Below are 13150 nucleotides of genomic sequence, written 5' to 3' on the forward strand. Positions count from 1 at the left end.
TTTTTTGCTGCTAATATCCATTTAGATTAGTTTTAGCGACCACTAAATATATTATATATGAAGAAGTTATTTTTGCCGTTGTTCCTTTTTGGAATTTTTTTCACCTCCTGCTCTGAAGATGAAGTCACCAAAGAACCTGAAGAAAAAGTAGTTGAAACCCCCGAAGAAAATCTTGAGGTGGAACAATTTATCTACCGTGGGATGAATGATATCTATCTCTACAAATCTGAAGTTCCTGTTCTTGCCGATGGATATTTCTCAAGTAATACGGCCAAAAATGAATTCCTGGCCGACTTTGAAACGCCCGAAGATTTGTTTGAGGCCCTGCAGGCATCACATGACAGGTTCAGCTTCATGACGAATGATTATGTCGCTTTGACCAATCAATTACAGGGAGGTGTTTCCAAATCTAATGGAATGGATTACCAGTTACACCTTTTTAGTGGTTCTGAAAACATCTTTGGTTACGTAAGATACGTAGTACCCGGCACTTCTGCAGAGGAAGCTGGTGTAGAAAGAGGAGACTTTTTTACTGAAATTGATGGCCAGAAACTTAACCTGGACAACTATCAGGACCTGTTGGGTAAGGATACGTATAGCCTGAGAATTGCCGTGTTAGAGGGATCAACCATCAAGGATACCGAAGAAGTAGTGGAGCTTGTAAGTGTTGAAGCCTCAGAAAATCCAGTGCTCATTTCGAAGGTCCTCGAAGTAGAAGGCAACAGGATAGGATATTTAATGTACAATAGCTTCACTCCTAGCTTTGATGGCCAGCTCAACGCAGCCTTTGCAGAGCTAAAAAGCCAGAATATAACTCATCTCGTCCTTGACCTGCGCTATAACAGCGGAGGTAACGGGGAAACTGCAAAAGATCTTGCAAGCATGATCACCGGGCAGTTCAACGGGGAGATCATGATGAAATATCAGTTCAACGAAGACTACCAGGCATATTACCAGGCAAATTATCCCGAATATCTTGTGCAAAGATTCAATGACGTTGTGAGAACTGGAGAAAAGATCAACAGTCTTAATCTTAATGAAGTTTACGTGCTAACTACAAAAAGATCTGCCTCTGCAAGTGAATTTGTTATCAATGGGCTTAACGCATACATAGATGTTGTCCAGATTGGAGATTATACCAGTGGAAAATTCCAGGGTTCATATACATTACATGATTCTCCTAACTTCAGCCTTACAGATGAGAACGGGAATACGCATGTAAATCCAAACCACAAGTACGCTATTCAACCTTTGGTGCTTAAATACGCAAATAAGAATGGAGTTTCAGATTTTCATGACGGTCTTGCGCCAGATATAACAGTTGGCGAAGACCTTGCTAATCTTGGCGTACTGGGTGACCCTTCAGAAACTTTACTTAAAGCTGCTATAGATGCAATTACAGGCAATCTTCAGGAAGCAGCTGCAAGTACCCAGAAAAGAATGTTGAGTGGAAACTTCAAGTTCGTTGGGGAAGGAAAGATGTTTGCACCAGGATATCAGAAACTAATTATTGATGACCTGCCTCCAATGAAACGGGCAGAGCAGAAATAAAGAAACATAAAATAAGAAATCCCGCAAAAGCGGGATTTCTTATTTTATGCCAATTCTGTTAATTAGAAAAAACTCCATTAGGATTTACTCCGGTCTCATAGCTGGCAGATAAATTTCCAGTTGCAGCATCGTAGACATACAGCGTGCCATTACCAGTAAAATTAGGATCGGCTGAGGCTGCATATATATTTCCATCAATGAGATCAAAACCATACAAATAAGCCACTGCCTCCAGGCTAAAAGCAGCAGAAGCCGGAAGCGTCGTTTCTGAAGTTCCAAAACTGTAGACATCTGTTCCCTGAGTAAAATAGACATTATCGTTGTTAAGACTTAAATTACCTGGATGCTGCTCCGCCTCTTCAAAAATGTATTCCTGCACCACCTCTAAGGTGGAAAGGCTGATTTTAGAAATAGAACCCGCTGTTTCTCCTAAATAATCTGGTAAACCTGAAGAAGACACCCATAAAAATCCATTTCCGGCAGCCATGGCATTTGGCCCTGCTCCCACCTCTATAGTTTTTTCAACTTCATCTTCAGAGATCACGCTGATTTTATCATTAAAACTCCAGCCCCCAAGATGTGCCACAAACACTTTTTCTTCGGTGGCTAAAATGTCTTCAGGACCTTCCGCTACAGCGATAGTTGTAATCAATTCGAAGGAAGAGCTGTCGAAAACAGCAATAAAATCATCGTTTGGATCAGAGCCATCTCCCCAATTTGTGACGTAGGTCTTACCATCCAAAAATGCTATTTTTCGAGGATTATTTAAGCCGGTATCAATTGTGGCTACGGTTTCGAAGGTACTACGATCTACAATTTCTATTTTATTCGAAACATTGACCACAATGAAAACTAACTCTTCAAAAAGGCCAATATCTGTTGCAGTATCTCCCAAGTCTGCGCCATTGACTGTAGAAAAAATGTTATGAGTCACTTCTCCTTCAGCATTTAAAAAGGAAATTGTGGAGTTTCCCTGTCCAAAATTACCTTCATTTATTATGAAAACTCCGTCACTATAGGTGCCACCATTCTGGGGAGGAATGATGTTGTCATCATCACTTTCACATGATACTAAGATCACAAGGCTTAAGAATAAGTACAATAAATTTTTAAACTGCATTTTTTAATAATTAAAGGTTAGTGAACATTGAAATGAGCGTCCAGGCATAGGGCGGGACGGCATGCTTTGGTATTCCGAATTGAAGATGTTTTGCGCTTTTACTCCTAAGTGAAGCCGCTTTTGCAAAAAAGAGTAATTCAATCCGGCATTAGAAACTGTATGGTCGGGTAAAATGTACTTGTTATCTGAAGAGGTATAAACTTGTCCATTGTATAAAATCTGGAAATAGGAACTCATTCTGCCAAAGGCATGACCTGCAGAAGCTGTTGCTTTGTGCGTTGGCACATAAATAAGTTCCTTGTTCAAGGATCGATCAATGGCACGGGTATAGGCATAGGTCCCATTGAATGTAAACCGATGTCCTTGGAATTCCCCGGACCATTTTACGATAGTCTCGACCCCATAGTTCCGGGCTTTTTCTGTGTTTTGCGGAACCCATCTTCCGCCAGAAGCCGGCACCCAGCGCAGTAGATCTTCGGTATCAATGAGAAAAGCAGTGAGTTCCACATGGGTTCCAAAAAGGTGAATTTCCTGCCCTATTTCTGCCTGTAGTGATTTCTCTGGCCTAAGATCCTGGTTCCCGCCGGCATACCAAAAAAGATCATTAAAGGTGGGAATCCTGTAATTGCGCGAGAAGTTGAGCCGTAGAAGATAATTTGCTGACAGCTCATAAGCAGCGCCTGCCGAGAAAAGGATGGGAGAATCATATTTATCCGAAAATTCCGCTCTTGCACTCAGGTCATACTTAAAAGGAAAAAGGTTCTGAGAAAACATCACTCCGGCAGATCCTGTCTTTCTTTCCTGTGTTTCTTCAATGTTTGTTCCTTTCCCGGTGGTTTGCTGCAACTCCAGGAGTCCGCCAATTTCAATGTCTGCACCTGCATTATAGGTGAGGTGATATTTTGTAAGCGCAGTACTGGCTTTCCCAAAGGAATAATTACTTGTACTTCTGTTCTCGAAATATTTATAGGCTTCAGTGAGGTAAGCCACTTTTAGGCGACTAATAAAACTTCCTGAATAATTGTTCCATTCCAACAAATTTCGGGTGTTAAGATCTTCATATTTACTCCTGGAAGCCAGGGAAAGTGTACCAGAAAATCCCCTGTCCCCGTCGTAAAAATTGCTGTAAAACTTCAGGATATTCTGCTCATTCAGAATATATGCAGCTGCCGCACTTACTGCTGAATTTTGATAATCTCCGTTTTCATTAGATTTTTCTGAATTGGGATATGGAAAGTCATTCTCACTGCTTTGGCGTGCAAGATTGAACTGAAGGCTAAGTGCATCTGAAGCATATGTTGCATTCGCACTGCCATAAAAGGTCTCAAAGCTGCCATACTCCAGCTGGAGCCCGGTATCAAAGCCGCTGCCAAACCTAAATTTATTGTTGAGATGAACACTGCCGCCAATGGCTCCACTCCCGTAAAGCACGGCACCTCCACCAGATCTCACAGCGACGTTGTCATATCCGGAAGTGAGCAGGGTATTAAAATCGGTTTGCCCCGTAAACTGGGAATTAATATTGATCCCATTCCAAACTACTGCAGTCTGTGATGCCGATGTGCCTCGAAAGGAAGCAGACGCCACCATTCCAGGGCCGTTCTCTCTGAAAAACAGCGGAGTATTAAACTTGAGTAAGGAAGTTAAGGCCGGGGAATTTTGTTCCAGGACCGAATCGCTCAGCACCTGCACCTGGTTTGTTTCTGAATTTCGAAACAGGTGAATATCACTAAGTATCACTTCCTCCAGTTGAGTAATGGAATCATGTTGACCATACCCGTAAACTGGATATAAAATAAGGGACAAGAAGATGTAGAAATTGCTTTTTTTCATCATCCGCAGGCTTTTTTCCCGAAAGCCGAAGGTTTTAATTGATAGAAAATTGGCAGGTCTCCTGGCTTGCGTCCTTTTGTGAACCTTCCCATTCGCATTTGGAACAGTGGTATGAAGTGTACAAAAGGCATTCCGACGCATCGGAACTAAGCTTACAGTTGCGGGAACAGCTCAGGCTTGTTTGAAGTTAGACCTTAGAAGTTGGAAGTACGACGTAATTCTTTCTAATTTGTCTGCTTCAAAGTTGAATTATTCAACTTTCCTGATTCCCTTTTAATCGATGTCTTTTATTTCTGAAAATTTCAGAAAACAATCGAACCAAAATTTCAGTACGAAAGTAAACATTTCAGCTTATTCCGTTCCCAAAAATTTAAATAATCTTACTTTTGAACTCAATTATGAGGTACTTCTCTTCGATATTTCTAATGTTCACCCTGCTCCTTCTGGCAGGATGCAGGTCCAATGAAAAGGAAAAATCTCCCATCCTTTCACGTGCTGGAGAAGAGGTTGAAGTAAAATATGCCTCGGGACTTTCAATAGTTGATTTTGGAGACTACATGATCATTACTGTCGAAAATCCCTGGCCCAATGCCGACAGGTCTTTTAGGTATTTACTTGCAGAAAAAGGAGCCAATGTTCCGCACGATATAAAATTTGATGAACGGATAACCGTGCCGGTCGAAAAAATGGTAGTCACATCTACCACTCATATTCCATCTCTTGAAATTCTTAAAGCCGAAGAAGCACTGGTAGGTTTTCCGGGCCTCGATTATATCTCTTCTGAAGTCACCCGTAATTTAATAGATGAAGGTAAAGTAAAAGAGGTAGGAAGAAATGAAGCTCTCAATACAGAAAATCTTCTCGCCCTGCAGCCCGATGTTGTTGTGGGATTTTCAATTGACGGCAGTAACAAGAGTTTCAATACCCTTCAAAAAAGCGGAATTCCCGTTGTGTTCAATGCAGACTGGACAGAAAGTTCGCCGCTGGGAAAAGTGGAATGGATCAAATTCTTTGGAGCCTTCTTCGGAAAAATGAAGGAAGCAAATACCTTTTTTGAGGAGGTAGAAAAAAGTTATCTCGAAGCAAAGGAGCTCGCAGCACAGGCAACAGGTTCTCCAACCGTCATTGCCGGCGCAATGTATAAGGACCAGTGGTATTTACCGGCAGGTAAGAGCTGGCAGGCACAATTCATCAAAGACGCCAATGCAGAATATCTCTTTGAAGATACAGATGGTACCGGCAGCCTTTCCCTCTCCTTCGAAGCCGTACTCGCAGAAGCGACTCAAGCCGATTTTTGGGTAGGTCCTGCTCAGTTTACCTCGTATAGCGAAATGGCAAATGCCTCTCCTCATTACACGCAGTTCAAAGCTTATCAGGAAAAAAATATCCATACCTTTTCCAGTGAGAAAGGAGAAACCGGCGGGATCATTTTTTATGAACTCGCACCTATGCGGCCCGACCTGGTTCTAAAAGACCTGATCTCCATTTTCCACCCGCAGCTGCTTCCACAGTACGAAACAACCTTTTACAAACCTCTGGAGTAAGTGCAGACCAGCCGCGCCTATAAGATCAGCCTCTTTTTATTACTGCTCGTTACCCTAGCGGCCTGCTTCCTTAATATCAGTCTGGGTTCTGTAAACATTCCATTTGAGGAGGTACTGGAAGTTTTATTTTTTTCAAATAACACTAATTCCAGCTGGCATTACATTATCATGGAATACCGAATTCCTAAAGCATTAACATCAGTCCTGGCGGGTTCCGGGCTGGCAGTGAGTGGAATGCTCATGCAAACCATGTTTAGAAATCCACTTGCAGGACCATACGTACTGGGGCTTAGTAGTGGTGCCAGTCTTGGCGTTGCTCTTGTTCTTATGGGAGCTACCATTTTTGGTGGCCTGGCAGGAAGTTTCATTTTTTCAAGCTGGGGAATAGTCATTGCTTCCAGCTTTGGTAGTCTGCTGGTTTTGCTTGCGGTGATGCTTGCTTCGGTCAAATTGAAAGACACTATGGCCATCCTAATTATAGGATTGATGTTTGCAAGTCTAAGCTCGGCGGTGGTGAGCGTACTGGCGTATTTTAGTCCGGCAACGCAGCTGCAGCAGTACGTTTTCTGGTCGTACGGAAGTGTTGGCGATCTATCCTGGGCCGAACTCGGCATCCTCAGCATTTTTTGGACCCTTGGTATCGGCCTGGCAACCTTTAGCATAAAGAATCTCAATTCCCTTCTTTTGGGCGAGCAATATGCCCGTAGCCTGGGAATGAACATTGGCAAGAACAGAGCGCTTCTTATTATTTCCACAAGTTTTCTTGCAGGCAGTATTACGGCCTTTGCAGGCCCCATTGCCTTTGTAGGGCTCGCAGTTCCACATCTTGTAAGGCAGGTAGTTCCTGTAAATGATCACAGGATCCTTCTACCTGCAGTGATACTGGGAGGGGCTATTCTCATGTTGCTATGCGATACGCTGGCACAACTCCCCGGCAGTGATCACACTTTACCAATAAATGCAGTAACTTCACTGGTGGGTGCACCTGTGGTGATCTGGCTGCTGGTACGAAAACGAAAATTTATATTTTGAAAGCAATCGGCAATATCATCCTCGAAACTCAGCACCTTGATATCGGCTATAAAAAAAAGCAGGTAAAAAAAACAGTGGCTTCAGATATAAACATTGAGGTTGCAGAAGGAGAACTGGTGGCATTAATTGGCATTAATGGCGTCGGAAAATCCACTTTCCTGAGAACGCTGAGCGGTGTCCAACCGTCACTTTCTGGCAAGATATTTATCAATGCTGAAGACAGAGATCATATTCCGCCAGAGCAGCTGGCACGCATGATAAGTCTTGTTCTAACCGAACAGCCTTTGTCTAAAAATCTTAGTGTAGCCGAACTTGTTGCCCTTGGCAGGCAGCCTTATACCAACTGGATTGGATCTCTTACCACAGAGGATCGAAAAATGGTAAAAAACGCTCTTCTTTCTGTAAATATCGAAGAGCTGCAGGATAAAAAATGTTACGAGCTGAGCGACGGACAGCTCCAAAAAGTATTGATTGCCCGCGCCCTGGCACAAGATACTCCTGTAATGATCCTGGACGAGCCTACTTCTCACCTCGATATGTATCATAAGGCACAGGTGCTAAAATTACTGAAAGAACTGAGTGTCACTACCAAAAAAGCCATCATTTTTGCAACTCACGAGATCAATCTCGCGTTACAACTCTGTGACAGGATCATCTTAATGAAACCAGGAGAAACGCTTCAGGAGAGTCCGCAGCAGCTTATTCAAAAAGGTGCTTTTGAGAGCGTCTTTCCCGGCGATCTCATTGTTTTCGATCCCGTAACGGAATCCTTCAGAATAAAAACCTGAAAATACTATCTTTGAGCAAACGCGCTGCTCATGACAGACCCCATTCTCATCTCCCTTTTTCTCCTACTCCTGATTTTTGGAGGCATTCTAGGTTTTTTGATCTCCAACTTCCGAAGTAAAGCCATTCAAAATACACTTACAGAAAGAACTAATCAACTTAACCTGAAATTTGAAGAGTATAAGGAACAGGTGAAGTTTGAAAAGGAGACTGCGCATCACCAGTATTTAAATGCCTGCAACGAACGTGAGGAAATTAGGTCAAAAAAAGACATTTTAAGCACCCAATTGACCCAAAGAGATTCTGAATACCGCAACCTTCAGGAAAAACTTGAGGCGCAAAAATCTGAACTTGAGAAACTTCAGGAGAAATTTTCAACGGAATTTGAAAATCTGGCAAATAAAATATTGGAACAAAAATCTGAGAAATTCACGAATATCAACAAAGAAAATATTGAGCAGATTCTGAATCCGCTTCAGGAGAAGATCAAAAACTTTGAAGAAAAAGTAGAGAAAAACTCAAACGATTTTATTGCACGACATTCTCAACTAGGAGAAAGACTTCAGCAATTACATGAGCAAAACATCAAAATAAGCGAGGAGGCGAACAACCTCACCAGGGCGCTCAAAGGCGAAAATAAAACTCAGGGTAACTGGGGAGAATTGATCCTGGAGAGGGTTTTGGAAAAATCGGGTTTGGTGAAGGACCGGGAATATTTTGTGCAACAGGCGCATGAAAGTGAAGAAGGCAAAAAGCTGCTCCCCGATGTAGTGCTGCATTTGCCCGGAGATAAACGGATGGTCATAGATTCAAAGGTTTCTCTTGTGGCTTATGAGAAATATGTGAATGAGGAAGATGAAGGGCAAAGAGCGCGATGCCTAAAGGATCACCTGCGTTCCCTGAACAGCCATATCCAGGACCTGAGCTCAAAAAAATACGAAGACCTGTACAAGATGCAATCTCCGGACTTTGTGCTAATGTTCATTCCTGTTGAGCCGGCGCTTTATCTAGCTCAGAATTCTGACAATTCATTTTTTTACACCGCTTTTCAAAAGAACATTCTGCTGGTGAGCCCCACCACCCTACTTTCAGTTCTACGCACTATTGACACCCTTTGGAGTAACGAAAAACAACAGCAAAACGCTTTGGAAATAGCAAATCATGCGGCTTCGCTCTATCATAAGTTCAAACTCTTGCTCGATGAGCTGGAGACAGTAGGATCCCGGTTAAGATCTACAACAAATGCCTATGACGGTGCAATGAAGAAACTTACCGGCCAGCAAAATCTAATCAAAGACATTGAACAACTGGAAACGCTGGGCATTTCTCCAAAACAAAAAATATCTCAAAAATGGCTTTCCCGTACACAAGGGGAAGAGAATCACCTAAATTAACATGATGAACATTTCCCCTTTTTGGCTGGTATGTTTTACCTGCCTTTTAAGCTTATCGGTCACAGCCCAGGAAATCTATTTTCCCACAGCCAATGAATGGACTGAAAAACCTGCTTCAGAATTTCGGCTAAACATTTCAGAAGCCATTAAGTTTGCCGAAGAGAACCAATACTCAGAATCCCGGGATCTAAGGCAGGCCATCCTGAAAGGATTTGAACACGAACCTTATCATGAAATTTTGGGACCAACCAAGAAACGTGGCGGACCTGCGGGGATAATACTTAAGAACGGTTTTATAATTGGCCAGTGGGGTGATACAGAAAGAGTGGATATGACCTTTAGTGTTACCAAAAGTTTCCTGGCTACCACTGCACTCCTGGCACTGGAAACCGGCTTGATATCCAATGTGAATGACCCCGTAGAAAAATATGTTTGGGATGGCACCTTTGAAGGTCCGCACAACAGCAAGATCACCTGGGAACATTTGTTGCAGCAGACTTCGGACTGGAGCGGACAGTTATGGGGCGGTTTTGACTGGGCCGACAGGCCTTCCTCAAAACAGAACATCGATCAATGGCGCGCAAGAAGCCTAAAAGAACCCGGCAGTTCTTTTCAGTACAATGACGTAAGGGTGAATGTGCTCGCCTATTCCCTTCTCAATGTTTTTCGGAAACCTTTGCCACAGGTGCTGAAGGAAAAGATCATGGATCCCATTGATGCTTCTGTGACCTGGCGCTGGCACGGGTATGAAAATTCCTGGGTACCGGTAGATGGGTTGAAAATGCAGTCGGTTAGCGGCGGAGGCCACTCGGGCGGCGGGATGTTTATAAGCACCCGCGACATGGCTAGATTTGGCCTGCTCTTCATGAATAATGGAAGCTGGAATGGAAAACAACTGCTCTCTTCGCAGAGTATTTCAAAAGCTATGGCATCATCTAACGCAAATGAAAAGTATGGCTATATGTGGTGGCTTAATCGCGGTGAAGGGAACTGGAAACACGTGCCTGAAAATGTATTTTACGCTGCCGGCTTTGGCGGGAATTTTATTGTGGTAGACCAAACGAATAATATTGTGGTGGTCACTCGCTGGCTGGAGCCATCAAAAATGGGCGAATTTATGAACCTTTTATACCAAAGTATATAACATGTCTAAAGCTTATAAAACCATTGCCGAATCACAGGTAACCATTTCTGAACTCATGCTGCCCTCCCATTCCAATTTTAATGGAAAGATTCATGGAGGATATGTGCTGTCTTTGCTCGATCAAATCGCCTTTGCATGCGCCTCAAAACATTCGGGCGTGTATTGTGTTACTGCCAGTGTCGATACGGTAGATTTTCTGAATCCTATTGAAATTGGAGAACTTGTCACCATGAAAGCTTCAGTAAATTTTGTGGGTCGAAGTTCCATGCAAATCGGGATACGCGTAGAAGCCGAAAACATACAGACCGGGGAGAAAAAACACTGCAATTCTTCCTATTTCACAATGGTTGCCAAAGATTCTGAAGGAAAATCTGTCATGGTGCCCGGGCTTATCCTTAAATCTAAAGATGATATTAGGAGATTTGCCAAGAGTATAAAAAGGTACGATAACAAACGTGTGCGCCTGAAAGAATTCGATGAAACTGATTTTGTGTCTGAAGAACATTTACATATTGTGGAAACCTACAATGTAAGGATCGAGGAATAAGTGAAATTCAACGGCTTCATAACGGCGCTCCTCTTTTCCATTCTTGTGGCGTGGTTCCTGCCACAAGGCCCGGAAATTCTTCCGCTAAGAACAATTACCGATATTGGGATAGGCTTCATTTTCTTCTTTTATGGGCTAAAACTGTCTCCTGCAGAATTTAAAGCCGGATTTTATAACTATCGCGTTCATATTTTAATTCAGCTTACCACTTTTGTGATATTTCCCTTGCTGGCTCTGGCTTTTCTGCCGTTTTTTGAAGCCGGTACAGCATCAGATCTCTGGCTGGCACTTTTTTTTCTTGGAGCTTTACCATCAACCGTAAGCTCGTCTATTGTAATGGTGTCTTTAGCGAGAGGTAATTTACCTACCGCGATCTTTAACGCCAGTCTTTCGGGACTTATTGGAATAGTGGCGACGCCCCTGTGGATGAGCATGTTCATGGCGGCAACATCAGATTTTGAATTTGGAGCTGTAGTGCAAAAACTGATGTTACAGATCATTTTTCCTTTGGTCCTGGGTTTATTTTTTCAAAAATGGCTGGGAAACCTGGCACGGAAAAACAGTAAAAAAATTAGCTTTTTTGATAAGTCTGTGATCATTCTCATTGTCTATTCTAGCTTCAGCGCAGCTTTCTCCACGCAACTCTATACGAGCGTTGGAATTGAAGATCTCCTGAAATTATTACTGATGGTCTCTCTGCTTTTCTTTGTGGTCTATTTTGGCCTGGGATCTATTTCCAAAGTAATCGGATTAAATACGGAAGATGAGATCGCAGCGAAATTCTGCGGTACCAAGAAGTCTCTTGTCCATGGGTCGGTCATGGTAAAAGTGATCTTCGGAAACAGCGCGGCAAATGCTTTGTACCTGCTGCCTATAATGCTCTATCATATTCTACAGCTACTGGTAATTGCAATTTTTGCAGAGAGATACAGGAGAAGACCAGTGGAATAGGAAATGGTTAAAAACCATTTCGATTTTGCCGTGCTTTCCATGTCCCCGGGTTGAAACCCGGGGCTGTTATCCTTTCCCAATATTCGGGATTTATATTTAAAACAAGACATATGCAGGATCCTTGGCATGAGAATCAATAAGAATTCCATTATCCGATCAGAAAATTTAAATTAAAACGTTTATTTTCAATAAATTAAATTGAATGATTTTTAGCCCCGAGTTTCAACCCGGGGTATTGTGATTTAAGTATTATCAAAAAACCGTTTTAACGGTTTTAATTCTCCAACTTCTATGTCTCACTCCTATAACAAAATTTGGGTCCACGCAATTTGGTCAACTAAGAATCGAAGGCCTTTCCTTGAAAAATCGGCGGAGGCGGAGATTTTCAATTTTATTAAAAAAGAATTTCAGGAATTGGGGTGCCAGGTAAAGATGGTCAACGGAATGCCCGATCATATTCATTGTCTATTCCTGCTGAGTTCTCAAAAATCTATTGCTGAGGTTATAAAACAAATTAAAGGCAGTAGTTCCCATTACATCAATAGTAACGACTTAATTATTGATAAATTTGCCTGGCAAACAGGTTATGCCGCATTCTCTGTGTCTGAATCTGCCGTAGAGAAGGTGTTTCTATATATCCAAAACCAAAAAGAACATCATAGAAAAAAGACATTCCAGGAGGAATATGAAGAATTTTTGAAATTGTACAAAATTGAGCAACAACCGGGAGAATAAATAGTTAAAACCGATTATGAAATAATACTCTTCAAGGTCCCGGGTTAAAATCCGGAGCTAATGTTTTTAATTGATTTATTTTGATGACTAAAATGGGTTCTACTCTAAAGAAATTCAGCGATCGCGGATACGTTAATTACAAATAAGATCCAGCCCAGCACCAGAAGCAAACCTCCCAGAGGTGTAATAGGTCCCAAAAATGACATTTTTCGACCTTTAGCCGAACTTAAGACCAGGCCATAAATACTGAAGGAAAAGAGAAACACCCCAAGCACAAGAAACCATCCCATGAGGTTTTGAGAAAACCCTGTAAAAGGAAAAATACTTCCCGCAAGAATAAGCAACAGGGCGTGATACATTTGGTATTTTACGCCAGTCTCGAAACTTTTAAGCTGCTCTGTATCAAGATTTTTTTTGAGAGCATGTGCACCAAAGGCGCCAAAAATTACTGCGAGGGCGCCATAAACTCCGCCCATGATTAGGATGAATTCCTTCATTTTGTCAACTTTTTTA

12 protein-coding genes and 1 riboswitch are annotated in these 13150 nt (G+C 42.3%); of the genes, 9 read left to right on the forward strand and 3 right to left on the reverse strand.

Features of this window, described 5'->3' with window-relative positions; all coding sequences use genetic code 11:
• Positions 1–57 precede the first annotated feature (57 nt).
• A complete protein-coding gene (locus HC175_RS07485) occupies positions 58–1551 on the forward strand; it encodes a S41 family peptidase (protein WP_168137864.1) in 1494 nt (497 codons plus the stop codon).
• 58 nt (positions 1552–1609) lie between these two features.
• On the opposite strand, the gene HC175_RS07490 is transcribed toward HC175_RS07485, so the two are convergent.
• Both HC175_RS07490 and HC175_RS07495 read right to left on the reverse strand, forming a co-directional pair.
• The gene (locus HC175_RS07490) at positions 1610–2671 is read right to left on the reverse strand and encodes a YncE family protein (RefSeq protein WP_168137865.1); all 1062 of its coding nucleotides are present in this window, start codon (positions 2669–2671) and stop codon (positions 1610–1612) included.
• A gap of 3 nt (positions 2672–2674) precedes the next feature.
• Positions 2675–4507, reverse strand: coding sequence for a TonB-dependent receptor plug domain-containing protein (locus HC175_RS07495; protein ID WP_168137866.1), 1833 nt, complete (start codon positions 4505–4507; stop codon positions 2675–2677).
• A 31-nt stretch (positions 4508–4538) separates the two neighbouring features.
• A riboswitch (cobalamin riboswitch) is annotated at positions 4539–4842 on the reverse strand.
• A gap of 48 nt (positions 4843–4890) precedes the next feature.
• Between HC175_RS07495 and HC175_RS07500 the strand changes: the two genes are divergently transcribed.
• The 8 genes from HC175_RS07500 to tnpA all read left to right on the forward strand — a co-directional run bounded on the left by HC175_RS07500 (position 4891) and on the right by tnpA (position 12637).
• Positions 4891–6048 carry an ABC transporter substrate-binding protein gene (locus HC175_RS07500; protein WP_235942551.1) on the forward strand — a complete coding sequence of 386 codons (1158 nt, stop codon included), beginning with the start codon at positions 4891–4893 and terminating at the stop codon, positions 6046–6048.
• On the forward strand, positions 6049–7080 hold the full coding sequence (locus HC175_RS07505) for an iron chelate uptake ABC transporter family permease subunit (RefSeq protein WP_168137867.1): 1032 nt from the start codon (positions 6049–6051) through the stop codon (positions 7078–7080).
• Positions 7077–7868 carry an ABC transporter ATP-binding protein gene (locus tag HC175_RS07510; RefSeq protein ID WP_168137868.1) on the forward strand — a complete coding sequence of 264 codons (792 nt, stop codon included), beginning with the start codon at positions 7077–7079 and terminating at the stop codon, positions 7866–7868. The genes HC175_RS07505 and HC175_RS07510 overlap by 4 nt, the downstream gene beginning before the upstream one ends.
• A gap of 30 nt (positions 7869–7898) precedes the next feature.
• On the forward strand, positions 7899–9260 hold the full coding sequence (locus HC175_RS07515; RefSeq protein WP_168137869.1) for a DNA recombination protein RmuC: 1362 nt from the start codon (positions 7899–7901) through the stop codon (positions 9258–9260).
• Positions 9261–9264: 4 nt separating this feature from the next.
• Entirely contained in the window at positions 9265–10404 is a 1140-nt protein-coding gene (locus HC175_RS07520; RefSeq protein ID WP_168137949.1) for a serine hydrolase domain-containing protein, read from the forward strand.
• Between the two features lies 1 nt (position 10405).
• Positions 10406–10951 carry an acyl-CoA thioesterase gene (locus HC175_RS07525; RefSeq protein ID WP_168137870.1) on the forward strand — a complete coding sequence of 182 codons (546 nt, stop codon included), beginning with the start codon at positions 10406–10408 and terminating at the stop codon, positions 10949–10951.
• Positions 10952–11902, forward strand: a complete 951-nt coding sequence (locus HC175_RS07530) for a bile acid:sodium symporter family protein (protein ID WP_168137871.1) — start codon at positions 10952–10954, stop codon at positions 11900–11902. It begins immediately after the preceding gene.
• A gap of 291 nt (positions 11903–12193) precedes the next feature.
• Positions 12194–12637: an IS200/IS605 family transposase gene (gene tnpA / locus HC175_RS07535; protein WP_168137872.1), complete on the forward strand. Its 444-nt coding sequence runs from the start codon at positions 12194–12196 to the stop codon at positions 12635–12637.
• 104 nt (positions 12638–12741) lie between these two features.
• Here tnpA and HC175_RS07540 read toward each other — a convergent pair whose 3' ends face one another.
• Positions 12742–13134, reverse strand: coding sequence for a DUF423 domain-containing protein (locus tag HC175_RS07540; protein ID WP_168137950.1), 393 nt, complete (start codon positions 13132–13134; stop codon positions 12742–12744).
• Positions 13135–13150 lie beyond the last annotated feature (16 nt).

Source organism: Salinimicrobium oceani (assembly GCF_012037645.1).

Coding starts and splice junctions, on each gene's coding strand:
- HC175_RS07515 (WP_168137869.1), top strand. CDS start 7,899: ATGACAGACCCCATTCTCATCTCCCTTTTTCTCCTACTCCTGATTTTT.
- tnpA (WP_168137872.1), top strand. CDS start 12,194: ATGTCTCACTCCTATAACAAAATTTGGGTCCACGCAATTTGGTCAACT.
- HC175_RS07485 (WP_168137864.1), top strand. CDS start 58: ATGAAGAAGTTATTTTTGCCGTTGTTCCTTTTTGGAATTTTTTTCACC.
- HC175_RS07490 (WP_168137865.1), bottom strand. CDS start 2,671: ATGCAGTTTAAAAATTTATTGTACTTATTCTTAAGCCTTGTGATCTTA.
- HC175_RS07495 (WP_168137866.1), bottom strand. CDS start 4,507: ATGATGAAAAAAAGCAATTTCTACATCTTCTTGTCCCTTATTTTATAT.
- HC175_RS07525 (WP_168137870.1), top strand. CDS start 10,406: ATGTCTAAAGCTTATAAAACCATTGCCGAATCACAGGTAACCATTTCT.
- HC175_RS07520 (WP_168137949.1), top strand. CDS start 9,265: ATGAACATTTCCCCTTTTTGGCTGGTATGTTTTACCTGCCTTTTAAGC.
- HC175_RS07540 (WP_168137950.1), bottom strand. CDS start 13,134: ATGAAGGAATTCATCCTAATCATGGGCGGAGTTTATGGCGCCCTCGCA.